Annotated in this window: 21 protein-coding genes; 17 read left to right on the top strand and 4 right to left on the bottom strand. The window is 63.8% G+C overall.

Going from position 1 to position 22,530, the window contains the following annotated elements:
• The 17 genes from rsmH to GJ695_RS04465 all read left to right on the top strand — a co-directional run bounded on the left by rsmH (window position 1) and on the right by GJ695_RS04465 (window position 19,029).
• Complete coding sequence (gene rsmH, locus GJ695_RS04545; protein ID WP_154362410.1) at window positions 1–963, top strand: 16S rRNA (cytosine(1402)-N(4))-methyltransferase RsmH; 963 nt, start codon at window positions 1–3, stop codon at window positions 961–963.
• A complete protein-coding gene (gene ftsL, locus GJ695_RS04540; protein ID WP_154362409.1) occupies window positions 960–1,235 on the top strand; it encodes a cell division protein FtsL in 276 nt (91 codons plus the stop codon). Before rsmH ends, ftsL begins: the two co-directional genes overlap by 4 nt.
• Window positions 1,232–3,007, top strand: a complete 1,776-nt coding sequence (locus tag GJ695_RS04535) for a peptidoglycan D,D-transpeptidase FtsI family protein (protein WP_154362408.1) — start codon at window positions 1,232–1,234, stop codon at window positions 3,005–3,007. The genes ftsL and GJ695_RS04535 overlap by 4 nt, the downstream gene beginning before the upstream one ends.
• The gene (locus GJ695_RS04530; RefSeq protein WP_166455084.1) at window positions 3,004–4,563 is read left to right on the top strand and encodes a UDP-N-acetylmuramoyl-L-alanyl-D-glutamate--2,6-diaminopimelate ligase; all 1,560 of its coding nucleotides are present in this window, start codon (window positions 3,004–3,006) and stop codon (window positions 4,561–4,563) included. The genes GJ695_RS04535 and GJ695_RS04530 overlap by 4 nt, the downstream gene beginning before the upstream one ends.
• Window positions 4,563–5,948 (top strand): UDP-N-acetylmuramoyl-tripeptide--D-alanyl-D-alanine ligase, encoded by a 1,386-nt coding sequence (locus tag GJ695_RS04525; RefSeq protein WP_154362407.1) that lies wholly within the window; start codon window positions 4,563–4,565, stop codon window positions 5,946–5,948. The genes GJ695_RS04530 and GJ695_RS04525 overlap by 1 nt, the downstream gene beginning before the upstream one ends.
• A 2-nt stretch (window positions 5,949–5,950) precedes the next feature.
• The gene (mraY, locus tag GJ695_RS04520) at window positions 5,951–7,120 is read left to right on the top strand and encodes a phospho-N-acetylmuramoyl-pentapeptide-transferase (protein ID WP_154362406.1); all 1,170 of its coding nucleotides are present in this window, start codon (window positions 5,951–5,953) and stop codon (window positions 7,118–7,120) included.
• A complete protein-coding gene (murD, locus tag GJ695_RS04515) occupies window positions 7,120–8,712 on the top strand; it encodes a UDP-N-acetylmuramoyl-L-alanine--D-glutamate ligase (RefSeq protein ID WP_154362405.1) in 1,593 nt (530 codons plus the stop codon). The genes mraY and murD overlap by 1 nt, the downstream gene beginning before the upstream one ends.
• The gene (ftsW, locus tag GJ695_RS04510) at window positions 8,712–9,932 is read left to right on the top strand and encodes a putative lipid II flippase FtsW (RefSeq protein ID WP_154362404.1); all 1,221 of its coding nucleotides are present in this window, start codon (window positions 8,712–8,714) and stop codon (window positions 9,930–9,932) included. The genes murD and ftsW overlap by 1 nt, the downstream gene beginning before the upstream one ends.
• The gene (gene murG, locus GJ695_RS04505; RefSeq protein ID WP_154362403.1) at window positions 9,929–11,008 is read left to right on the top strand and encodes an undecaprenyldiphospho-muramoylpentapeptide beta-N-acetylglucosaminyltransferase; all 1,080 of its coding nucleotides are present in this window, start codon (window positions 9,929–9,931) and stop codon (window positions 11,006–11,008) included. Before ftsW ends, murG begins: the two co-directional genes overlap by 4 nt.
• Complete coding sequence (murC, locus tag GJ695_RS04500) at window positions 11,005–12,396, top strand: UDP-N-acetylmuramate--L-alanine ligase (RefSeq protein WP_166455083.1); 1,392 nt, start codon at window positions 11,005–11,007, stop codon at window positions 12,394–12,396. Before murG ends, murC begins: the two co-directional genes overlap by 4 nt.
• A gap of 3 nt (window positions 12,397–12,399) precedes the next feature.
• Window positions 12,400–13,359 (top strand): D-alanine--D-alanine ligase, encoded by a 960-nt coding sequence (locus GJ695_RS04495; RefSeq protein WP_166455082.1) that lies wholly within the window; start codon window positions 12,400–12,402, stop codon window positions 13,357–13,359.
• Between the two features lie 7 nt (window positions 13,360–13,366).
• A complete protein-coding gene (locus tag GJ695_RS04490) occupies window positions 13,367–14,167 on the top strand; it encodes a cell division protein FtsQ/DivIB (protein ID WP_154362402.1) in 801 nt (266 codons plus the stop codon).
• 24 nt (window positions 14,168–14,191) lie between these two features.
• Window positions 14,192–15,424, top strand: coding sequence for a cell division protein FtsA (gene ftsA / locus GJ695_RS04485; RefSeq protein ID WP_154356536.1), 1,233 nt, complete (start codon window positions 14,192–14,194; stop codon window positions 15,422–15,424).
• A 111-nt stretch (window positions 15,425–15,535) separates the two neighbouring features.
• Window positions 15,536–16,762 (top strand): cell division protein FtsZ, encoded by a 1,227-nt coding sequence (gene ftsZ / locus GJ695_RS04480; RefSeq protein ID WP_154362401.1) that lies wholly within the window; start codon window positions 15,536–15,538, stop codon window positions 16,760–16,762.
• Window positions 16,763–16,843: 81 nt separating this feature from the next.
• Complete coding sequence (locus GJ695_RS04475; RefSeq protein WP_154362400.1) at window positions 16,844–17,347, top strand: peroxiredoxin; 504 nt, start codon at window positions 16,844–16,846, stop codon at window positions 17,345–17,347.
• Between the two features lie 54 nt (window positions 17,348–17,401).
• The gene (locus GJ695_RS04470) at window positions 17,402–18,529 is read left to right on the top strand and encodes an XRE family transcriptional regulator (RefSeq protein ID WP_154362399.1); all 1,128 of its coding nucleotides are present in this window, start codon (window positions 17,402–17,404) and stop codon (window positions 18,527–18,529) included.
• Window positions 18,526–19,029: a DUF4411 family protein gene (locus GJ695_RS04465; RefSeq protein ID WP_166455081.1), complete on the top strand. Its 504-nt coding sequence runs from the start codon at window positions 18,526–18,528 to the stop codon at window positions 19,027–19,029. The genes GJ695_RS04470 and GJ695_RS04465 overlap by 4 nt, the downstream gene beginning before the upstream one ends.
• A gap of 6 nt (window positions 19,030–19,035) precedes the next feature.
• Here the strand turns inward: GJ695_RS04465 and GJ695_RS04460 are convergent, their stop codons facing one another.
• Genes GJ695_RS04460 through GJ695_RS04445 form a run of 4 tightly spaced genes read right to left on the bottom strand, consistent with a single transcriptional unit; the run spans window position 19,036 to window position 22,441 of the window.
• Window positions 19,036–19,488, bottom strand: a complete 453-nt coding sequence (locus GJ695_RS04460) for a DUF2244 domain-containing protein (protein ID WP_154362398.1) — start codon at window positions 19,486–19,488, stop codon at window positions 19,036–19,038.
• An 18-nt stretch (window positions 19,489–19,506) separates the two neighbouring features.
• Entirely contained in the window at window positions 19,507–20,574 is a 1,068-nt protein-coding gene (locus tag GJ695_RS04455; RefSeq protein WP_154362397.1) for a fumarylacetoacetate hydrolase family protein, read from the bottom strand.
• Between the two features lie 47 nt (window positions 20,575–20,621).
• Window positions 20,622–21,698: an alkene reductase gene (locus GJ695_RS04450; protein WP_154362396.1), complete on the bottom strand. Its 1,077-nt coding sequence runs from the start codon at window positions 21,696–21,698 to the stop codon at window positions 20,622–20,624.
• Between the two features lie 11 nt (window positions 21,699–21,709).
• The gene (locus GJ695_RS04445; protein ID WP_154362395.1) at window positions 21,710–22,441 is read right to left on the bottom strand and encodes an SDR family oxidoreductase; all 732 of its coding nucleotides are present in this window, start codon (window positions 22,439–22,441) and stop codon (window positions 21,710–21,712) included.
• Between the last annotated feature and the right edge of the window lie 89 nt (window positions 22,442–22,530).

The raw sequence follows: 22,530 nt of genomic DNA, 5'->3' as shown, positions 1-22,530 counted from the left end.
ATGACCACGACAACGGTGCCTGAATTCCAGCATCGCACGGTGCTGCTAGACGAAGCGGTCGACGCGCTGGCGCTGGATGGCGCGCGCGCCGACGGCATCTTCGTCGACGGCACCTTCGGCCGCGGCGGCCATTCGCGCTTGATCCTGTCCAAACTGGGCCCGAAGGCCCGTTTGGTCGCCTTCGACAAGGATCCGCAGGCCATCGCCACCGCCGAACAAATCAACGACCCGCGCTTCACCATCGTCCACGACAGCTTTGCCACCATGCGCGAATCGCTGGCGGCCAACGGCGTGGACAAGGTGGACGGCATCCTGCTCGACCTGGGCATCTCGTCGCCGCAGGTGGACGACGCCGCGCGCGGCTTCAGTTTCCGTAACGATGGCCCGCTCGACATGCGCATGGATACCACGCGCGGCATGTCGGCGGCGGAGTGGCTCGCCACTGAAACCGAACAGACACTGGAAAAGGTGATCAAGGAATATGGGGAAGAACGGTTTGCTTTTCAGATTGCAAAGGCGATTGTTGCTCGCAGGGCAGTCGAGCCAATTTCAACCACACGACAGCTTGCCGGCATCGTGGCAGGCGCGGTCAAGACTCGGGAAAAGGGCAAGGATCCGGCAACCCGCACATTTCAGGCTATCCGGATTTTCATCAATAAAGAGCTTGAAGACCTTGAAGTCGGTTTGAACCACGCCTACGACAGCCTGGCGCCGGGCGGCATCATCGCCATCATCAGCTTCCACTCGCTGGAAGACCGCATGGTGAAGCGCTTCTTCGCGTCCAAGGCCAACGTCGAGCAGCCGGACCGCCGCCTGCCGATCCGCGCCGTGGACCTGCCGCAGCCGGAGCTCAAGCTGCTGTCGAAGATGAAGCCTTCCGACCAGGAGATCGATGACAATCCGCGTTCCCGCTCGGCGGTGATGCGCGTCGCGCGTCGTCTTCCCATTCCGGAGGGTGCATGAGCGGTAAGCTCAACCTGGTGTTGACGGCACTGCTGGTCGCTTGCGGCCTGTCGCTGGTTAACGCGCAATACCAGGCGCGCCACCTGTTCATCGAACTGGAACGCACGCAGTCGCAGGCGCGCCAGCTGGACATCGAATGGGCGCAGCTGCAACTGGACCAGTCCACGCTGGGCAAGCACGCGCGGATCGAGGAAATCGCCCGCCGCGACCTGAACATGACGCCGCTGACCGCCGCGCGCACGCAGTACCTGACGCCGGAGAACTCGAAATGAGCCGCGGCAGCAATTTGAACAATTCGCGCGTGGCCGCCTCCAAGGGCGTGGCCTTCTCGAAGAGCCCAGTGCTGGCGGTGCGTCTGCCGGTATGGCGTTCGCGCGTGGTGTTGTTCGTATTGTTTGCCGCATTTGCCGCACTGGCCGGCCGCGCCTTGTGGCTGCAGGGCGTGTCGACGCAGTTCCTGCAAAAGCAGGGCGAGATCCGCTACGCGCGCACGCTGGACCTGCCGGCCACGCGCGGCAAGATCACCGACCGCGACGGCCAGGTGCTGGCCTCGTCGATTCCGGTCAAGGCCATCTGGGCGATCCCTGATGACGTGCAGGAAGCGCCGCCGGCCAAGCTGAAACAGCTGGCCAGGCTGCTCGATATGAGCGACGCCGAGCTGCAGAAAAAACTCGACTCCGACCGTGGCTTCGTCTACCTGAAGCGCCAGGTGGAGCAGGACGTGGCGACCAAGATCACCGAACTGGGTATCGAAGGCATCCAGACCCGCAAGGAATACAAGCGCTTCTACCCGCAGGGCGAAGTGACGACCCACGTGGTCGGCTTCACCAACGTGGAAGACATGGGCCAGGAGTCGATGGAACTGGCGCAGCAGAAAACGCTGCAGGGCGTGCCGGGCAGCCGCCGCGTCATCAAGGACCGCCTGGGCCACATCGTCGAAGACATCGAGTCGGTGCGCGAGCCGCACGACGGCAAGGACCTGACGCTGTCGATCGACAGCAAGATCCAGTACATCGCCTTCACGCAGGTGAAGGATGCGGTGGAGAAGTTCCACGCCAAGGCCGGCGCCGCCGTGGTGCTGGACGTGCACACCGGCGAAGTGCTGGCGCTGGCCAACTGGCCGACCTACAACCCGAACGACCGCTCCAAGCTGACCGGTGAACAGCTGCGCAACCGCGTGATGACCGACACCTTCGAGCCGGGTTCGTCGCTCAAGCCGTTCACCGTGGGCCTGGCGCTGGATGAAAAGCGCATCACGCCGCATACCATGTTCGACACCGGCCCCGGTTCGATGGTCATCGCCGACCGCGTGATCCACGATACGCACCCGCACTACATGATCGACGTGCAGACCATCATCCAGAAGTCGTCCAACATCGGCACCTCGAAGATCGCGCTGGGCATGCCGGCCGAAGACATGTGGGAGATGTTCACCAAGGTCGGCTTCGGCCAGCAGCCGAAGTGGGGCTTCCCCGGCGCCGTGGCCGGCCGCGTGCGTCCTTATAAATCGTGGCGTCCGATCGAGCAAGCCAACATGAGCTTTGGCCAGGGTATTTCGGTATCGCTGATCCAGCTGGCGCGCGCCTACATGATCTACGCCCGCGACGGCGACATCATTCCGCTGTCGTTCCAGAAGGTGCACGAAGCGCCGCACGGCACGCAGGTGGTGAGCGCCAAGACCGCCGCCGAAATGCGCGAGATGCTGGAAATGGTCACGCAGCCGGGCGGCTCCGCCGTCAAGGCGCAGGTGCCGGGCTACCGCGTTGGCGGCAAGACCGGTACGGCGCAGAAGTTCCTGAACGGTCACTACTCGCAAACCAAATACATTGGTAACTTCGTCGGCATGGCGCCGATGTCGGACCCGCGCTTCATCATCGCCGTCATGATCGACGAACCGGGTGGTCCGGTGCACGTCGGCGGCGACGTTGCCGGTCCGATCTTCTCGACGCTGGCGGCGCAGGCGCTGCGCGCCAAGAACGTGGCGCCGGACTCGGACCTGACCCATATCATCATTCCTGAATCAGCAGCACAGGGGAACATGTGACGACTTCTACTTTCGACCCGATCGCGATTGCAGCCGCAATCCGCAAGCTGGCGCCAACGGCGAACCTGGCTTCGGACTCGCGTCGCATCAAGCTGGGCGATGTGTTTTTTGCTTATCCCGGCGATGCCGGCGATGGGCGCAGCTTTATTGAAGGCGCCATCGAGCAGGGCGCGGCATTGATCGTGCTCGATCCGGCCGGCTTTACCTGGAACGACAAGTGGGCCGTGCCTTTCCTGACGGTCGAACAGTTGAAGCAGAACGCCGGCGCCATCGCGCACGCGTTCTACGCGCAGCCGGATGCCGGCATGTTTACCGTCGGTGTCACCGGCACCAACGGCAAGACTTCCAGCGCCGTGTGGCTGGGCCACGCGCTGTCGCGCGCCGGCGAACCGGCGGCCGTCATCGGTACGCTGGGCATCGGCGTGTTCCGTCCGCGCGGCGAAGTGGAATACGACGTCACCGGCTACACCACGCCGGATGCGGTGCTGCTGGCGCGCTCGCTGGCCGAACTGCGCGACAAAGGCGCGGCGTCGCTGGCGATCGAAGTGTCGTCCATCGGCCTGGAACAGGGCCGCGTATCGGGCATGCATTTCGACGTCGCGCTGTTCACCAACCTGACCCGCGATCACCTGGACTATCACGGCACCATGGAAGCCTACGAGGCTGCCAAGGTCAAGCTGTTCGACTGGCCTGGTTTGAAAACCGCCGTCATCAATCTGGACGATCCGGCAGGCGTGCGCCTGATCGATCACCTAAAAGCCAAGCCTGCGCCGCTGGCCGGCGAGATTCCGCTGATCGGCTACACGCTGCACGACAGCACCGCGCGTCCCGACATCGACGGCGTGATGATCCTGCGCGCCAGCCAGCTGCGCGCCGGCCGCAGCGGCGGCACCGAATTCCACCTGGAGTGCCCGCTGGGCGTGGCGCAAGTGCGCACGCATCTGGTGGGCGGCTTCAATATCAGCAATGCGCTGGGCGTCATGGGCGCCGTCATCGCCAGGGACCTGGGCCTGCGCGCCGCCATCGAGGCGGTCGAAGGACTGGAGCCGGCGCCGGGCCGTATGCAGCAGGTCGGTGGCCACGACGCGCCGCTGATCGTCATCGACTACGCACACACGCCGGACGCGCTGGAAAAAACCCTGGCTGCGCTGCGCCCTGTGGCCACCGACCGTGGCGGCCAGCTGTGGTGCGTGTTCGGCTGCGGCGGCGACCGCGATCCGGGCAAGCGTCCGCAGATGGGCAAGATCGCGCAGGCGGCCGACCATGTACTGGTCACCAGCGACAATCCGCGCAGCGAAGAGCCGCACGCGATCATCGAACAGATCCTGGCCGGCATGGACCAGAACAATCCGGCATCCACGGTACAGGCGCTGGACGACCGCGCCGGCGCCATCCTGTCGGCCATCAAGCATGCGGCCAAGCCGGATGTGATCCTGCTGGCCGGTAAAGGTCATGAGCCGTACCAGGAAATCAAAGGCAAGAAGCTGCCGTTCTCCGATGCCGATCACGCGCAACTGGCGCTGTCGGCCCGCCTGACCATGATGAGGACGAATTAATGCGCGCAGCACTCGCACAAATTCTGTCTGCCCTGACCGGCGCCCGTTTGGTGGGCGACGGTGCGGTTGTATTCAACGGCGTCTCCACCGACAGCCGTAGCGTTGCCGCCGGCGCGCTGTTCGTCGCCCTGCGTGGCGAAGTGTTCGACGCCCACAAGTTCCTGCCGCAAGCGGCGGAAAAGGGTGTTGTCGCGGTTATTGTTGAAGAACTGCCGGACGGCTTCCCGCTGCCGGCCATCGTCGTACCGGACACGCTGGTGGCATTGGGCCAGATCGCCAACTGGTGGCGCAGGCAGTTCACCATGCCGGTGATCGGCGTCACTGGCAGCAACGGCAAGACTACGGTCAAGGAAATGATCTCCGCGATCCTGGCGGCGGCCCATGGCGAAGAAGGCCGCCTGGCCACGCGCGGCAACCTGAATAATGAAATCGGCGTGCCATTGACGCTGTTCCGCATGGCGGCAGGCCAGCAGTCGGCCGTGATCGAGATGGGCATGAACCATCCGGGCGAGATCGGCCGCCTGGCCGTGATCGCCGGCGCGAACATCGCCATGGTCAACAACGCCCAACGCGAACACCAGGAATTCATGCATACCGTGGAAGCGGTGGCGCGCGAGAACGGCTCCGTGCTGGCCGCGCTGCCGAAAGACGGCGTGGCCGTGTTCCCGCATGGCGACGAATTCACGCCGGTGTGGGAAGAACTGTCGGCTGGCCGCCGCATGCTGCGTTTCGGCTTGAGCAAGGAAGCGGAAGTCAGCTGCACCTTCCGCGCCAGCGATTTTGAAAGCGAGATGTTCATCACCATCTGCGAAAGCGAAGCGGACACGCAGCAGTTCTTCGTGCGCCTGCAAGCGGCGGGTGAGCACAACGTGCGCAATGCGCTGGCTGCCGTGGCCTGCACTTACGCCGCCGGCATCGCATTGGAAAAGATCAAGCTGGGACTCGACACGTTCGAACCGGTCAGTGGCCGATTGCAGAAGAAGCAGGCGGCCAACGGCGCCGTCGTCATCGACGACAGTTACAACGCCAATCCGGATTCGGTGCGCGCCGCCATCGACGTGCTGTCGAAAGCCGCCGCGCCGCGTGTGCTGGTGCTGGGCGACATGGGCGAAGTCGGCACGCAGGGCCGAGAATTCCACGAAGAGATAGGCGCTTACGCGCAAAGCAAGGGCATCGAAACGGTGCTGGTTACCGGCGAACTGGCTGCGCATGTGCAAGGCGCGAACGTTCGTCATTTTGAAAACTTTGGCGATTTGCTGTCTGCTGTCGAAGCAGCGGTATCGCCTGATGCAACTGTATTAATCAAGGGCTCCCGTTTCATGAAGATGGAGCGGGTCGTGCAGCATTTGATTGGGTCGCAACAAGCTAACAAGGAAAGTCACTAATCATGCTGCTCTGGCTCGCACAATTTTTCCAGCAGGACGTCGGGATACTCCGGGTGTTCGGCTTCATCACCTTCCGCGCGGTGTTCGCCACCGCGACGGCACTGTTCATCGGTCTGGCCGCCGGCCCGTTCGTGATCCGCAAGCTGACCGCGATGAAGTATGGCCAGGCCGTGCGTACCGATGGTCCGCAGACCCACCTGAAAAAACACGGCACGCCGACCATGGGCGGTGTGCTGATTCTGCTGTCGATCGCGATTTCGACGCTGCTGTGGTGCGATCTGTCGAACCGTCTGATCTGGCCGGTGCTGATCGTGACGCTGGGCTTCGGCGCGGTGGGCTGGGTGGATGACTATCGCAAGGTGGTGTACCAGGACCCGGAAGGCATGCGCTCGCGCGAGAAGTATTTCTGGCAGTCGCTGGTCGGCATCGCCGCCGCGCTGTACCTGGCCTTCTCGGTGTCGGCGCCGAACACCGGCAAGGTGTTCGAGCTGTTCTTTGCCTGGGTGCAGTCGGGCTTTTCGATGGACCTGCCGCCGAAGGCCGACCTGATTGTGCCGTTCTTTAAAACGATCAGCTATCCGCTGGGCGTGTGGGGCTTCATCGCCTTGACCTACTGTGTCATCGTCGGCTCGTCCAACGCCGTTAACTTCACCGACGGCCTGGATGGCCTGGCCATCATGCCGACGATTATGGTGGGTTCGGCCCTGGGCCTGTTCGCTTACCTGACCGGCAGCGTGACGTATTCGAAGTATCTGTTCATTCCGCACATTCCCGGCGCGGGCGAGCTGATTATCTTCTGCGGCGCGCTGGCTGGCGCCGGCCTGGCTTTCCTGTGGTTTAACACCCATCCGGCGCAGGTGTTCATGGGCGACGTTGGCGCACTGGCGCTGGGCGGCGCGCTGGGCACCATCGCCGTGATCGTGCGTCAGGAGATCGTGTTGTTCATCATGGGCGGCATCTTCGTTGCGGAGACGGTGTCGGTGATGATTCAGGTGATGTGGTTCAAGTACACCAAGAAGCGCTATGGCACCGGCCGTCGCGTGTTTTTGATGGCGCCGCTGCACCACCACTTTGAACAAAAAGGCTGGAAAGAGACCCAGGTTGTCGTGCGTTTCTGGATTATCACGATGATACTGGTACTGGTTGGACTCTCGACGTTGAAACTGCGCTGATGATTTACGAAGGCAAAAACGCACTGGTATTGGGACTGGGTGAATCCGGTCTGGCGATGGCGCTGTGGCTCGCCCGCAGCGGCGCGCGCGTGCGCGTTGCCGATACGCGTGAGTCGCCGGAGCGCTTGCCGGCGTTGCGCGCCGCCGTGCCGGATGCGGAATTCGTCGCCGGCCCGTTTGGCGCGTCGTTGCTGGAAGGCGTGGACTTCGTCACCGTCAGCCCTGGCCTGGCGCCAAACCGCGAGCTGGCCGAGATTGCGCCGGCCGCCGCTGCCGCCGGCATCGAGGTGTGGGGCGAGATCGAGCTGTTCGCGCAGGCGCTGGAAGCGCTGAAGACGGAACGCGGCTATCAGCCGAAGATCATCGCCATCACCGGCACCAACGGCAAGACCACCGTGACCACGCTGGTTGGCCAGTTGTGCGAGCGCGCCGGCAAGACCGTGCGCGTGGCCGGCAATATCAGCCCGGCAGCGCTGGACGTGCTGCGCGAGGTGCTCGACGCGTCGCCTGCGCCAATCGCGCCAGCCGTCGCCGAGGCGCCTGCGGATGCCGCTGCGCCAGCCGCGACCGACGGCCCGGCCGCCGCGCCGCAGCTGCCGGAAGTCTGGGTGCTGGAGCTGTCGAGCTTCCAGCTGCAGACCACCTTCACACTGGAAGCCGACGCCGCCACCGTATTGAACGTGACGCAGGACCACCTGGACTGGCACGGCGACATGCCATCCTACGCCGCCGCCAAGCACCGCATCTTCGCCGCCAACACCGTGCGCGTATTGAACCGCGACGACGCGACGACGATGCGCATGGCCAGCGCCACCGGCCACAACGTCACCTTCGGCACCGACGCGCCAACCCTGCGCGATGACCTGGGCCTGAACAACGAGCGCGGCGTGCTGTGGCTGGCCACCGCCGTCCCGGTCGAAGAAGAGGGCGAGCCGAAGAAACGCAAAAAGAACGATCCGCCGCCACCGCCGTTGGAGTGTATCGTCAAGAACCTGATGCCGGCCGACGCGCTGCAAATCCGCGGCGTGCACAACGCCGCCAACGCGCTGGCTGCGCTGGCCCTGTGTCGCGCCATCGACCTGCCGCTGGCGCCACTGCTGCACGGCCTGCGCGAATATCGCGGCCAGCCGCATCGTGTGGAACTGGTCAGCGCCATCAACGACGTTGAATACTACGACGACAGCAAAGGCACCAATGTCGGCGCCACCGTGGCCGCATTGAATGGCCTGGGCAAAGCCTTCACCGGCGCCAGCCAGCGCCTGGTCGTCATCATGGGCGGCGACGGCAAGGGCCAGGACTTCGCACCATTGGCCGAGCCAACCTCGCACTACGTCCGTGCCGTGCTGCTGATCGGCCGCGACGCGCCGCTGATCCGCGCCGCATTGCAGAACACCGGCGTCGAGCTGGAAGACTGCGGCACCGACCTGCCGCAAGCCGTGAAGCGCGCGAGCGAACTGGCGCAAGCCGGCGACGCCGTGCTGCTGTCCCCGGCCTGCGCCAGCATGGACATGTTCAAGAACTACGCGCATCGCGCCCAGGTGTTCATCGACGCCGTGCGCGACATCGCCCTCGACGCAGGACAGGAGATCTGATGCCCTTCCAGCTGCCATTCCGCTTTGGTTCTTCGTCGGCGTCCACGCCGATGGATAGCCGCGCGCGGCAGTCGAAGATGATGGAGTACGACCAGCCGCTGGTCTGGGTCACGCTGTTGCTGATGCTGCTCGGGATGGTGATGGTGTACTCGGCGTCGATCTCGCTGCCCGATTCGCCCAAGTTCGCCAACTACGTCCGCTGGCAGAACACCTACTTCCTGCAACGCCAGGCCATGTTCATCGCCGTCTCGCTGGTCGCCGGCCTGTTCGTGTTCCGCGTCCGCATCGCGGATCTGCAGAAGGCCGCGCCGTATCTGTTCATCTGCACGCTGGTGCTGCTGGTGGCGGTGCTGATTCCCGGCCTGGGCGTGGTGGTCAACGGCGGCCGCCGCTGGCTGTCGCTGAAGGTATTCAACGTGCAGCCGTCCGAATTGATGAAGGTGGTGGCGGTGCTGTACGCCGCCGACTACACGGTGCGCAAGCAGCAGTACATGCACAAGCTGACCAAGGGCTTCATGCCGATGGCGGCGGCGGTCGGCTTCGTCGGCCTGCTGCTGCTGCTGGAGCCGGACCTGGGCGCCTTCGGTGTGATCGTCTGCATCGCCATGGGCATCCTGTTCCTGGGCGGGATCAACGCCATCTGGTTCGGCGGCATCGGCGCCGTGCTGGTGGTGATCTTCGGCTCCATCATCGCGCTGTCGAAATTCCGCCGCGAGCGCTACTTCGCCTACCTGAATCCGTGGGAAGAAGACAACGCGATGAACAAGTCCTACCAGCTGACCCACTCGCTGATCGCCTTCGGGCGCGGCGAGATTTTTGGCGTCGGTCTGGGCGGCAGCGTCGAGAAGCTGCACTACCTGCCGGAAGCGCATACCGACTTCCTGCTGGCGGTGATCGGCGAGGAACTGGGCCTGGCCGGCGTGCTGGTGGTGATCGCGCTGTTCTACTGGATCATCAAGCGCGCCTTCGACATCGGCCGCCAGGCCATCGCCATCGACCAGACCTTTGCCGGCCTGACGGCCAAGGGCATCGGCATCTGGATCGGCGTGCAGACGTTTATCAACATGGGCGTGAATCTGGGCTTACTGCCAACCAAGGGCTTGACCCTGCCGCTGATGAGCTATGGCGGCACGGGCGTTGTAATTAACTGCATCGGACTCGCGATCCTGCTCCGGATCGACTACGAGAACCGGGTTCTGATGCGTGGTGGCAGACTATGAAACGATTAATGATTATGGCGGCCGGTACGGGCGGTCATATTTTCCCGGGCCTGGCGATCGCGCAGACGATGCGCGCGCGCGGCTGGGAAGTGAGCTGGCTCGGCACCTCGACCGGCATGGAGCAGGATCTGGTGCCGAAGCACGGCATCGCCATGGACAGCATCCATTTCACCGGCATGCGCGGCAAGGGCATCAAGCACTCGCTGGGCGGCGCGTTGAAGATGGTGAAGGCGTTTGCCGACTGCTTCGGTTTCATCGGCAGCCGCAAGCCGGACGTGGTGATGGGCATGGGCGGTTACGTCACCGTGCCGGGCGGTTTGATGTCGCGCATGCGCGGCACGCCGCTGGTGCTGGTGAATGCCGATGCGGCGCTGCTGTTGTCGAACAAGACGCTGGTGCCGTTCGCGGACCGCGTGTGCTTCGGCTTCCCGGCAAATTTTGGCGCGGCGGCCAGCAAGGCGGTCGTCACCGGCAATCCGGTGCGCAAGGAGATCCTGGACATGGCGCCGCCGGCCGGGCGTTTCGCCGGCCGCGAAGGTCCGCTGCGCATCCTGGTGGTGGGCGGCAGCCTTGGCGCCAAGGCGCTGAACGATGCGCTGCCGGCCGCGCTGGCGCTGATTCCGGAAGCACAGCGTCCGCTGGTGACGCACCAGTCGGGCAAGAAGAATATCGATGCGCTGCGTGCGGCGTATCAGCAGGCCGGCGTGACGGCCAATGTGGTCGATTTCATCGACGACATGGCGGCCGCCTACAGCGTTGCGGACGTGGTGATCTGCCGCGCCGGCGCCATCACCGTGTCGGAGTTGACGGCGGCGGGCGTGGCCAGCGTGCTGGTGCCGTTCATGGCGTCGACCACCAGCCACCAGCGCGACAACGCGCAGTGGATGGCGAAACAGAAGGCGGCGATACACATGCCGCAAACGGAATTGAGCGCGCAATCCGTTGCGACGCTGTTGGAAACGCTGACCCGCGCATCCTGCCTGGCCATGGCCACGGCGGCGCGCGACGTCGGCAAACGCGATTCAAATGAAGCAATCGCACAGGTATTGGAAGAATTAGCATTGGATAAGCTGTGAAACATAAAGTACAGAACATACACTTCGTCGGCATCGGCGGCAGCGGCATGAGCGGCATCGCGGAAGTGCTGCTCACGCTGGGCTACAACGTGTCCGGCTCGGACCTGGGCAGCAATGCTGTCACCCAGCGCCTGGCCGACATGGGCGCGACCGTGTATCTGGGCCATGCGGCGGAAAACATCGGCAAGGCCGACGCCGTCGTGACCTCGACCGCTGTACAGCAGGACAATCCTGAAGTGGTGGCGGCGCGCAGCCGCAAGGTGCCTATCGTCCCGCGCGCGGTGATGCTGGGCGAGTTGATGCGCCTGAAGCGCGGCATCGCCATCGCCGGCACGCACGGCAAGACCACCACCACCAGCCTGGTGGCGTCGGTGCTGGCGCAGGGCGGACTCGATCCGACCTTCGTCATCGGCGGCCGCCTGACCAGCGCCGGCGCCAACGCCAAGCTGGGCACCGGCGAATACCTGGTGGCGGAAGCCGACGAATCGGATGCATCGTTCCTGAACCTGACGCCGATGATCGAAGTCATCACGAACATCGACGCCGACCACATGGAAACCTACGAGCACGATTTCGAGAAGCTCAAGCAGGCTTTCGTGCATTTCACCCACCGCCTGCCGTTCTACGGCCGCGCCATGCTGTGCATCGATGATCCGCATGTGCGCTCGATCCTGCCGCATGTGACCAAGCCGGTGACCACCTACGGCTTCGCCGAAGACGCCGAAGTACGCGCCGTGAACGCGCGCGCCGTGGGCGTGGAAATGCACTTCACCGTCAAGCAGGAAGGCTATCCGGACCTGGACGTGGTGCTAAACCAGCCGGGCCTGCACAATGTGCAGAATGCCTGCTCGGCCGTCGCCATCGCACGCGAGATCAATATCCCGGACAGCGCCACGCAGGCCGGTCTGGCCGGTTTCGCAGGCGTTGGCCGCCGCTTCACCAAGTATGGCGATGTCGCCATTCCGGGCGGCGGAACGTTCACGCTGGTGGACGACTTCGGCCACCACCCGCTGGAAATGGAAGTGACCATGGCCGCCGCGCGCGCCGCCTATCCAGGCCGCCGCCTGGTGCTGGCGTTCCAGCCGCACCGTTTCAGCCGCACGCGCGACCTGTTCGAAGACTTCGTCAAGGTGCTGGGCACGCCGGACGTGCTGGTGCTGGGCGAAGTGTACGCCGCCGGCGAAGCGCCGATCGTGGCGGCCGACGGCCGCGCGCTGTCGCACGCGCTGCGCGCGCGCGGCAAGACGGAACCAATTTTTGTTGAGGCGATCGGCGATATGCCGGAAACCATCATGGGCGTGGTGCGCGACGGCGACGTCGTGATGACCATGGGCGCAGGCTCGATCAGCGGCGTCCCGGCCAAACTGACTAATTATCCAAAGGTCTGAATCGTGAGTACCCTGAATCCACAAGACGCAAAAGCATTCGGCAAGGTCGGCGTGCTGTTTGGCGGCCGCTCCGCGGAACGTGAAGTATCCAATATGTCCGGCAGCGGCGTGCTGGCCGCGTTACAAAGCAAGGGCATCGACGCCCATCCGTTCGATCCGGGCCAACGCTCGCTGGCCGAACTGGCGGCGGAAAAATTCGACCGCGTGTTCATCGCGCTGCACGGCCGCTACGGCGAAGACGGCAGCCTGCAGGGCGCGCTGGAACTGCTGGGCATTCCCTACACCGGCAGCGGCGTGATGGCCAGCTCGGTGGGCATGGACAAGATCACCACCAAGATCGTCTGGCTGCACAAGGGCCTGCCGACGCCGCGTTACGCGGTGCTGAACGCGCAATCGGACCTGGCGGCCACCGCCGCCGATCTGGGCCTGCCGCTGATCGTCAAGCCGCCGCATGAAGGGTCGACCATCGGCATCACCAAGGTGAGCGAGGCCGGCGCCTTCAAGGCCGCCTACGACACCGCCGCCGCGCTGGACGACTCGGTGCTGGCGGAGGAATTTGTCACCGGCCGCGAATTCACGGTCGCCATCCTGGGCGGCGGCGCCACGGCGCGCGCGCTGCCGGTGGTGGAAATTGTCGCGCCGGAAGGCAATTACGACTACCAGAACAAGTACTTCACCGACGACACCAAGTATTTCTGCCCTGCCGCGCTGCCGGAAGCGCTGAGCGAGGAAATGCGCCGTATCGCCGTGGAAGCCTACCGCGCGCTGGGTTGCGAGGGCTGGGGACGCGTCGACGTGCTGCTGCGCGAACGCGACCAGAAGCCCTTCCTGCTGGAGGTGAATACCTCGCCGGGCATGACCACGCACTCGCTGGTGCCGATGGCGGCGCGCGCGGAAGGCATCACCTATGAAGACCTGTGCGTGGAAATCCTGCGCACCGCGCGTTTGAAAATGAAGGGCTAGGCAGTAGATGTGGCAAGACGCGAAGGCTTTGAATGCAACCGCCAGCGGCATCTTTGCGCTGACGCTGTTGGCATGCATCGCGGCCGGCGTGTGGTGGGTGTCGCAGCGACCGATGTTCAACCTGCGCACCATCCGTATCGAGAGTATCGGCAGTGACGATTTAAGGCATGTGAATCACCTGACGCTGCGTAACAACGCGCTGGGCAAGATCAAAGGCAATTTCTTCACCACCAACCTGGATGCGGTACGCCAGGCGTTTGAGACGGTGCCCTGGGTACGCCGCGCAACGGTACGCCGCGAATGGCCGGACCAGTTGATCGTGGCGCTGGAGGAGCATGAGGTGCTGGGCACCTGGGGCGAGGATGGCAGGCTGCTGTCGACCAAGGGCGAGTCGTTCACCGCCAACCTGGCCGAGGCGGAAGAGGATCACGCGCTGCCGGAGTTTGAAGGGCCGGAGGGCAGCGAGCGGGAAGTGCTGTCGCGGTATGACGAGCTGCGTGCGTGGTTTGCGCCGCTCAAGCTGTTGCCGCAGGCGCTGTCGCTGTCGAGCCGCTATGCGTGGACGGTGAGGCTGGATAACGGAATGAGCGTGGCGCTGGGACGGGAACAGACCAGCACCACGTTGAAGGAAAGGGTGGACCGGCTGGTGGGGATTTATCCGCAGTTGGTGGGGCATCTGCCCAATATAGACACGATCGACATGCGGTATCAGAACGGTTTGGCGTTGAGCGCGCAGGGATTGAAGATTCCAGCGGAAGGCGCGAAACCCAAACCGATAGTAAAAAAACCGGCACCGAAGCATACCTAAGCATAACTAGCAGGCAGAGAAGAAATGACTAAAGACGCGAAAAACCTGATCGTCGGCCTCGATATCGGCACCTCCAAGGTGGTTGCCGTGGTGGCCGAGGTGATGGGCGATGGACGCCACGAAGTGATTGGCCTGGGCCAGCACGAATCGCGAGGCCTGAAGAAGGGCGTGGTGGTCAACATCGAAGCGACCGTGGAATCGATCCAGCGCGCGCTGGAAGAAGCGGAGCTGATGGCCGACTGCAAGATCCGCAATGTCTACGCCGGCATCGCGGGCAGCCATATCCGCAGCTTCAATTCGAGCGGCATGGTGGCCATCAAGGACAAGGAAGTGACGGCGACCGACGTAGCGCGCGTCATTGAAACGGCAAAGGCGGTTAACATTCCGACCGACCAGCAATTGCTGCATACGGTGCCGCAGGAATTCATCGTCGACAGCCAGGAAGATGTGCGCGAACCGATCGGCATGAGCGGCATCCGGCTGGAAGTGAAAGTGCACATCGTCACCGGCGCGGTGTCGGCGGTGCAGAACATCGTCAAGTGCGTGCGCCGCTGCGGCCTGGAAGTGTCGGACCTGATCCTGCAACCAATGGCCTCGGCCGACGCGGTGCTGACCGGCGACGAGAAGGAACTGGGCGTGGTGCTGATCGACATCGGCGGCGGCACCACCGACGTGGCGGTGTTCTCCGACGGCGCGATCCGCCACACCGCCGTGATCCCGATCGCCGGCGACCAGATCACCAACGACATCGCCATGGCCCTGCGCACGCCCACCACCGAAGCGGAAGAGATCAAGATCCGCTACGGCGTGGCCAAGCAGGTGCTGGCCGATCCGGGCGAATCGCTGGAAGTGCCGGGCCTGGGCGACCGCGGTCCGCGCAACCTGTCGCGCCAGGCGCTGGCCGCCGTCATCGAGCCGCGCGTGGAAGAACTGTTCGCGATGGTGCACCAGGTGGTGCGCGAGTCGGGTTATGAAGGCGTGCTGTCGTCGGGCATCGTGCTGACCGGCGGCACCGCGATCATGCCGGGCATGGTCGAGATGGCGGAAGACATTTTCTTGAAACCGGCGCGCCTTGGCACGCCGGACTACCGTGGCCAGCTGGCCGACGTGGTGCGCAGCCCGCGCTACGCGACCGTGCTTGGCCTGTTACAGGAAGCGAAAAAGCAGTACCTGCGCGGTCACATCGTCACGCGGCAGGATGGTTCGGTGAAGGCAGTGTGGCAGCGCATGAAGGAATGGTTCCTCGGGAATTTCTGAGGCAGGGCAGGTACAAATTTTTTTATATTAAACCGCAGTTTTCAATCCCCAGTTCTCCTACAATTATGAGGACTGGCGCTTGAAAACCGCATTCTGATAGGGAGTCACATCATGGAGTTCGATATGGTCGATAACGCAGCTTTGGGTACCGTCATCAAGGTCGTCGGTGTCGGCGGTGCGGGTGGCAACGCAGTGCAGCACATGATCAACAAGGGCATGTCGGGCGTCGAGTTCATCGCCGCCAACACCGACGCGCAAGCACTGTCGACTTCCAAAGCCGACAACGTCATCCAGATCGGCGATACCGGCCTGGGCGCCGGCATGAAGCCGGACGTCGGCCGCAAGCTGGCCGAGGAATCGCGCCAGCGCATCGAAGACTCGCTGCGCGGCGCGCACATGGTCTTCATCGCTGCCGGCATGGGCGGCGGCACCGGCACCGGCGCCGCGCCGATCGTCGCGGAAATCGCCAAGTCGCTGGGCGCGTTGACCGTGGCCGTGGTGTCGAAGCCGTTCTCGCACGAAGGCCAGAAGTGCATGGACATCGCCGACGAAGGCCTGGAGCAGCTGTCGGCCAACGTCGACTCGCTGATCGTGATCCTGAACGAAAAGCTGGAAGAGATCTACGAAGACGAATCGCTGATCGAATGGCTGCAACACGCCGATGATGTGCTGAACAACGCCGTCGCCGGTATCGCCGAGATCATCAACGTGCCAGGCCACATCAACGTCGACTTCAACGACGTGAAAACCATCATGGGCGAGCAGGGCAAGGCCATGATGGGCACCGCCACCGCTTCCGGCGTCGACCGCGCACGCATCGCCGCCGAACAAGCCGTGGCTTCGCCGCTGCTGGACGGCGTCGACCTGTCGGGCGCGCGCGGCGTGCTGGTGAACGTCACCGCATCGCGCGGCCTGAAAGGCAAGGAGATCAAGGAAGTCATGGCGGCGGTGCGCGCGTTCGCGGCGCCGGACGCGTCGATCGCGCAAGGCATCGCCTACGACGACGACATGGGCGACAGCATCCGCGTGACCGTGGTGGCGACCGGCCTGGGCAAAGCCAAGAAGCACGTGCAGCTGGTTCCTCAGCAGATGCTGCGCACCGGCACCCACAACAGCCCGATGATGCCATCGGCTGCCATGGGCGGCGCGGCGGCAGCGCAGGGCCTGTCGATGGGCGCGGCCGGCGGCATGGGCGGCGGCGCTTCGCCAGCCTTCGACGGCATGAAGGCGCCAGCGGTATGGCGTCGCGAATCGGCCTCCGAGCAGGTGCGCGCGATGGAGAAGAACGGCATGGAAACCTACGACATTCCAGCGTTCCTGCGCAAACAGGCCGATTAAGGCATACTGCCGGTTCTATTCCGGGAAAAGCCGCACCTCGGTGCGGCTTTTTTACATTCAAAGTCATACAAGGAGTCATCCATGACCATCAAGATTGGCGACAAATTGCCAGAAGGCACCCTGGCCGAATTCATCGAAACCGAAACCGAAGGCTGCTCGCTGGGCCCGAACACGTTCAACGTGCAGGATCTGGTCAAGGGCAAGAAGATCGCCATCTTCGGCCTGCCAGGCGCCTACACCCCGACCTGCTCGGCGCAGCACGTGCCAGGCTACGTCAAGCACGCGGAAGAACTGAAAGCCAAGGGCGTCGATGAAATCTGGTGCATCTCGGTCAACGACGCGTTCGTGATGGGCGCCTGGGGCCGCGACCAGAAAGCCACCGGCATCGTGCGCTTCATGGCCGACGGCAATGCCGCTTACTCGAAAGCACTGGGCCTGGACGCCGACTTCAGCAAGTTCGGCATGGGCACCCGCTCGCAGCGCTACTCGCTGCTGGCGGAAGACGGCGTGGTCACCCAGCTCAACATCGAGCAGGGCGGCAAATTCGAAGTCTCGAACGCCGAGACGCTGCTGGGTCAGCTGTAATCAGAAAGACGGCGCCGATGGCGCCGTTTTGGTTTTTGAGAGTATATTTATCGTATGACGCAAGCTCTGATCAATCCGGCATTGATGTCCTGGTCCCGCCATCGCGCAGGTCTGAGTGCTGCTGAGCTTGCAGAGAGCATTACCGTCAAAGAGGACAAGGTTCTGGCGTGGGAAGCGGGCGAGGCCAGACCGACCTTCCGTCAGGCGCAGCAGTGGGCAGATCGTCTGCATATTCCTTTTGGCTTTCTGTTCCTGAAGGAGCCGCCGCACGAGACGTTGCCATTACCGGATCTGCGCACGGTCGGCAGCGTCGCCCCGCTCAAGCCGAGCTTGGATTTGCTGGATACGGTGCGCGACGTATTGCGCAAGCAGGAATGGTATCTGGACTATCTGGCTGATCAGGAACCCCAACCATTACCGTTTGTCGGCAGGTTTTCGCTCAGCACGCCGGCGGGCCAAGTGGCGGCGGACATCCGGTCTGTACTTGGTGTTCTTGATGTGGCAGCGGGACAGGATCAGTACTTGCAAGCGCTGATCGCTGCGGCCGATGCTGCCGGCATCTTGGTGATGCGTAGCGGCATAGTTGGTTCGAATACGCATCGCAAACTGGATGTTGGCGAGTTTCGCGGTTTTGCGATCAGCGATAAATTCGCTCCGGTTGTCTTTATTAATATTGCGGATGCGCCAGCGGCACGGTTGTTTACTTTGCTGCATGAGCTGGCGCATATCTGGATAGGCAGCAGCGGTATTTCCAGCGTCGCGCCGTCCAGTCATCGTCAGGAAGAAGCGTATTGCAATGCGGTTGCCGGTGAGTTTCTGGTGCCGGAGGCACGCTTCAAGGCGCTGTGGCGCGATACTGATGACTGGCAAGCGTTGCTGCCGGTGCTGGCTGCCGCATTTCATGTCAGTCGTCTGGTTATTGCTCGTCGGGCGTGTGATCTGGGATATATCTCCAAGGAAGCATATACGGAGTTCTATCTGATTGAACTCAGTGCCTATCGCAATAAGAAAACGGATGGCGGCAATTTTTATCGGACCGTAGATGGAAAGAACAGCAAGCGCTTCAGCCGCGCTGTCTTGTCAGAAGCGCTGAGCGGGCGCTTGTTGTTGAGGGAGGCGGGCAAGCTATTGGGCATTCAACCTGCCAAGGTTCGCACCTACGCTGAAAAGACAGATGAGTGAACTACCTCCTTGATGCCAATACGTTTGTTGAAGCGAAGAACCGTTACTACAATATGACGGTTTGTCCGGCCTATTGGAGCTGGATACTGCAACAGCGCGCATCGGAAACTGTAGCGAGTATCGCGATGGTTGGGGAGGAACTGAAAAAAGGCGATGATGAACTTGCCAGGTGGGCGAAGGATCATCCGGAGTTATTCCTGGACGTACATGACCAGGCTACGCAAGAGTGCTTCGCAGTCGTAGCCGAATATGTCGTCAGCCATGCTGTCAGGATGAAAACTGGAGCGGCGGAAGATTTTCTCTCTGGCGCGGATCCGTGGCTGATCGCCAAGGCAATGACCACCGGATGCACAGTAGTGACACATGAACGCCATCATGCCGAGGTAGTCAAAAAATTTCTGATTCCAAATGTCTGCGATGTATTCGGCGTGAGCTGGATGAATACCTTCGATCTTTTATATAAGCTGGAAGCACGCTTTGTCCTGCCGGCACAATTATGAGTGTCTTTAACGTTGCGAGATGTAGAGCGCGAGGTCGTTCGATAGTTGCTGGCGTTGCGATGGTGGAAGGAACTCGGCCAGCGTGATGATGATGTCGCCGTCCGCCAGTTGCAGGCGGGAATCGCTTGGCGCAAGCACGCGCGCGGTTTGCGGATTCAGCTCGATGCGGCGCTCGACCAGTGCGCGGCGCTGGGCGATGTGGATGGCGGCCGGTGTGATGTCGATGCGGTCGTAATCGGCCGCGTGGCGGGCGTGGTGGCGCAGGCATAGCGCCACCACACTCAGTTCCAGCACGCTGTAAGCCAGGATGTACCAGTAGCCGAACCACAGAAAACCGCCCGCCACCGTCAGCGACGGCACGCACAGCGCCGCGAACAGCAGCGTGAGCTGCCGTCGACTCAGCCGGTAGCGGCGTTGCAGCAACCAGCTGCGGTGTCCGGATGGACCTTCGCGCGGCATGGCATTCTCCGTGTGGTATCAGCCTTCCGCCTTGATGACGTTGCGGATGATGCCGATGCCGGTCACTTCCGTTTCCATCACGTCGCCCGGCTTCATGAACTCCGGCGGCTTGCGGCTGAAGCCGACGCCGGACGGCGTGCCGGTGGTGATGATGTCGCCCGCTTCGAGCGTCATGCCGCGCGACAGTTCGGCGATCACGCGCGGGATCTTGAAGTACATTTGCTTGTAGCTGGCGTTCTGTTTTTCCACGCCGTTGACGCGGCTGATGACGCGCGCGTCGTCCAGGTTCAGGCCGGCCGCGGTGACGATCCACGGGCCCATCGGGCCGTAGCCGTCCAGGCTCTTGCCCTTGAACCACTGGCCGCCGTGGCGCTTCTGCTGCACGTCGCGCGCGGTGGTGTCGTTGTAGACGGCGTAGCCGAACACGTGGTGCATGGCCTGTTCTTCCTTGATGTTGCGCCCGCCGCGTCCGATGACCACCGCCAGTTCGGCTTCCCAGTCCACCTGCGTCGAGTTGCTGGCGTCGAAGGGGATGGTGTCGAACGGGCCGTTCATGGTGTTGACGCCCTTGGTGAAGAACACCGGATTGGCCGGGTATTCGGTCACCACGCGGTCGACGCGCGCCGCCTTGCCTTCCTCAAAGTGATCGAGGTAGTTCCAGCCCACCGCGTAGATATTGGCGCGCGGGCGCGGAATCGGCGACAGCAGGCGCACCTGGTTGACGGTGGGCCGCATGATGCGCAGCAGCGCCGCGCGCTCGGCCAGCGCATGCACCTGGGCCAGGCCCTGGTCGCCGCTGTCGATCAGCGACAGCATGGAATCGGCATCGAACGCCAGCCTCACTTTTTGCCGCTTCGCTTCGGCGCCGACGTCGAGCACCTGGCCGTCATCGAACACCACGCCGACACGCGGCTTGTCCTGCGGCCCCGGCGAGAAGTTGGCCAGGCGCAGGCCCAGCTTGGCCGCCAGCGGCGCGATGGCGCCGACCTGCGGTGTTTCAGCGGCCGCCGCGGCTGCCTGACCCAACACGCCTACCGCTGCACTGGTGGCGCCCAGCTTGAGAAAATTACGACGATTTTCCTGCATGCCTGTCTCCTGTTGTGAGTGCTGGAATCATTGTATGCCATGTCAAGTCACGCCGCTGCGGGATAGTCGGTATAGCCCAGCGCCTCCTGCGTGAACCAGGTGTCGCGGTCATCCGGCGCCAGCGGCAGGCCTTGCGCGATGCGGCGCGGCAGGTCGGGGTTGGCGATGAACGGCCGGCCGAACGCGATGGCGTCGCCGACGCCGGCGCGCAGGTCATGCTCGGCGCGGGCCACGTCAAAGTCCGAATTGAGCAGCAGCGGTCCCTTGAACGCGGGGCGCAGCAGCGGCGCCAGCGGCAAGGTTTCGCCGACGCCGAAGCTGCCGTCCGGCGGCGGCTCGCGCAGCTCCAGGTGGGCGATGCCCAGCGACGACAGCGTTTCCAGCGCGGCCGTGAACAGCGGCAGCGGCGCGCTGTCGCGCACGCCCTGCGTCTCGCCGTTCGGCGACAGGCGCACGCCGACGCGGTCGGCGCCGATCGCATCGGACAGCACCTGTGTCACTTCCTTCAGCAGGCGGATGCGGTTGCTGATGGTGCCGCCGTAACGGTCGTCGCGCAAGTTGCCGCTGTCGCGCAGGAACTGGTCGACCAGGTAGCCGTTCGACGCATGCAGCTGCACGCCGTCGAAGCCGGCCAGCATGGCGTTGCGCGCCGCGATGGCAAAGTCGTTCAGGATGGCGGGGATTTCATCCGGCCGCAGCGGCCTGGCGGCTGCGTAGGGCTGCGTGCCGGCATAGGTGTGCGCATGGCCGGGCGCGGTGGTGGCGGACGACGACACCGGCGGCTGGCCGCCCAGGAAGTCCGGATGCACGGTGCGGCCCATGTGCCACAGCTGGGCGATGATGCGGCCGCCGGCCTCATGCACCTTGTCGGTCACCGCGCGCCAGCCGGCAACCTGCTCGCCGGACCACAGGCCGGTGGCATATGGCCAGCCCAGTCCCTGCTGGCTGATGCCGATGGCTTCGCTGATGATCAGGCCGGCCGAGGCGCGTTGCGCGTAGTAGTCGGCCATCATCGGCGTCGGCACGTGCTGCCGCGTGCCGCGCGCACGCGTCATCGGCGCCATCAGGATGCGGTTGGGGAGGCGGATGGCGCCCAGTTGCAGCGGTTCGAGTAACAGGCTCATGATGGTTCTCCTCAGACCAGGCCGGCGCCGCCGTCGATATGCAGCGTCGCGCCGTTCATGTTGCGGTTGGCCATCAGGAACACCACGGCGGCGCCGGCTTCGTCGGCGCTGCCGAGACGGCGCAGCGGCAGCGTCGATTCCAGGTGGGCGACGTAGGCGTCGCGGCCGGCGCCGAGGGCCTTGCCCAGCAGCGGCGTGTCGATCGGGCCGGGCGACAGCGTGTTGACGCGGCGCGGCGCCAGTTCCAGCGCCAGTCCGCGGGCGAGGGCTTCCATCGCCGCGCTGGCGGCGGCCAGGATGGCGGTGCCATAGGCGTTCGGGCGGTCGGCCAGCACGCCGGAGATGAAGGTGATCGAGGCATCGGCAGCCAGGCGGTCGCCCAGCGCGCGCAGGATGTGCACGGCGGCCCAGACGCGTTCATCGAAGGCGCGCTGCAGGTAGGACACCTCGGCTTCCAGCACCTTGCCGGCGACGAAGCTGCCGGCCATCAGGACCAGGTGGTCGACGCCGGGCATATCGGCCAGCGCCGGGGCCACCGTGTCGGTGCGCGTCACATCGAAGACGCGATGGCCGGCGAAGCCGTGTTCAGCGGCGACAGCGGCCGCGCGCCCGGCGTCGAAGCCGGTGATGATGACGGCGGCGCCGGCCGCCTTGGCCTGGATGGCGGCCGACAGGCCGATGCCGGACGTGCCGCCGACGATCAGCACGGTTTTGCCTTGCAGTTGATTGAAGAGGTTGTTCATGGTGTTTGCTCCTGGAATTTAGCGCACCCGGCGCTGACAGGAACAAGATTAGGTTGATGCCATGGATTTGACAATGCGGCTGGAATTCG

It is taken from the genome of Duganella alba, from assembly GCF_009674495.1.
In the GTDB taxonomy this organism is placed as follows: domain Bacteria; phylum Pseudomonadota; class Gammaproteobacteria; order Burkholderiales; family Burkholderiaceae_D; genus Rugamonas; species Rugamonas alba.
Note: the sequence above shows the minus strand (reverse complement) of the source record. Positions and strands in the feature narration are given on the sequence as shown.

Bases quoted from the DNA above. Each gene is read 5' to 3' on its own strand.
- rsmH (WP_154362410.1), top strand. From the start codon at position 1: ATGACCACGACAACGGTGCCTGAATTCCAGCATCGCACGGTGCTGCTA.
- ftsL (WP_154362409.1), top strand. From the start codon at position 960: ATGAGCGGTAAGCTCAACCTGGTGTTGACGGCACTGCTGGTCGCTTGC.
- GJ695_RS04535 (WP_154362408.1), top strand. From the start codon at position 1,232: ATGAGCCGCGGCAGCAATTTGAACAATTCGCGCGTGGCCGCCTCCAAG.
- GJ695_RS04525 (WP_154362407.1), top strand. From the start codon at position 4,563: ATGCGCGCAGCACTCGCACAAATTCTGTCTGCCCTGACCGGCGCCCGT.
- mraY (WP_154362406.1), top strand. From the start codon at position 5,951: ATGCTGCTCTGGCTCGCACAATTTTTCCAGCAGGACGTCGGGATACTC.
- murD (WP_154362405.1), top strand. From the start codon at position 7,120: ATGATTTACGAAGGCAAAAACGCACTGGTATTGGGACTGGGTGAATCC.
- ftsW (WP_154362404.1), top strand. From the start codon at position 8,712: ATGCCCTTCCAGCTGCCATTCCGCTTTGGTTCTTCGTCGGCGTCCACG.
- murG (WP_154362403.1), top strand. From the start codon at position 9,929: ATGAAACGATTAATGATTATGGCGGCCGGTACGGGCGGTCATATTTTC.
- GJ695_RS04490 (WP_154362402.1), top strand. From the start codon at position 13,367: ATGTGGCAAGACGCGAAGGCTTTGAATGCAACCGCCAGCGGCATCTTT.
- ftsA (WP_154356536.1), top strand. From the start codon at position 14,192: ATGACTAAAGACGCGAAAAACCTGATCGTCGGCCTCGATATCGGCACC.
- ftsZ (WP_154362401.1), top strand. From the start codon at position 15,536: ATGGAGTTCGATATGGTCGATAACGCAGCTTTGGGTACCGTCATCAAG.
- GJ695_RS04475 (WP_154362400.1), top strand. From the start codon at position 16,844: ATGACCATCAAGATTGGCGACAAATTGCCAGAAGGCACCCTGGCCGAA.
- GJ695_RS04470 (WP_154362399.1), top strand. From the start codon at position 17,402: ATGACGCAAGCTCTGATCAATCCGGCATTGATGTCCTGGTCCCGCCAT.
- GJ695_RS04460 (WP_154362398.1), bottom strand. From the start codon at position 19,488: ATGCCGCGCGAAGGTCCATCCGGACACCGCAGCTGGTTGCTGCAACGC.
- GJ695_RS04455 (WP_154362397.1), bottom strand. From the start codon at position 20,574: ATGCAGGAAAATCGTCGTAATTTTCTCAAGCTGGGCGCCACCAGTGCA.
- GJ695_RS04450 (WP_154362396.1), bottom strand. From the start codon at position 21,698: ATGAGCCTGTTACTCGAACCGCTGCAACTGGGCGCCATCCGCCTCCCC.
- GJ695_RS04445 (WP_154362395.1), bottom strand. From the start codon at position 22,441: ATGAACAACCTCTTCAATCAACTGCAAGGCAAAACCGTGCTGATCGTC.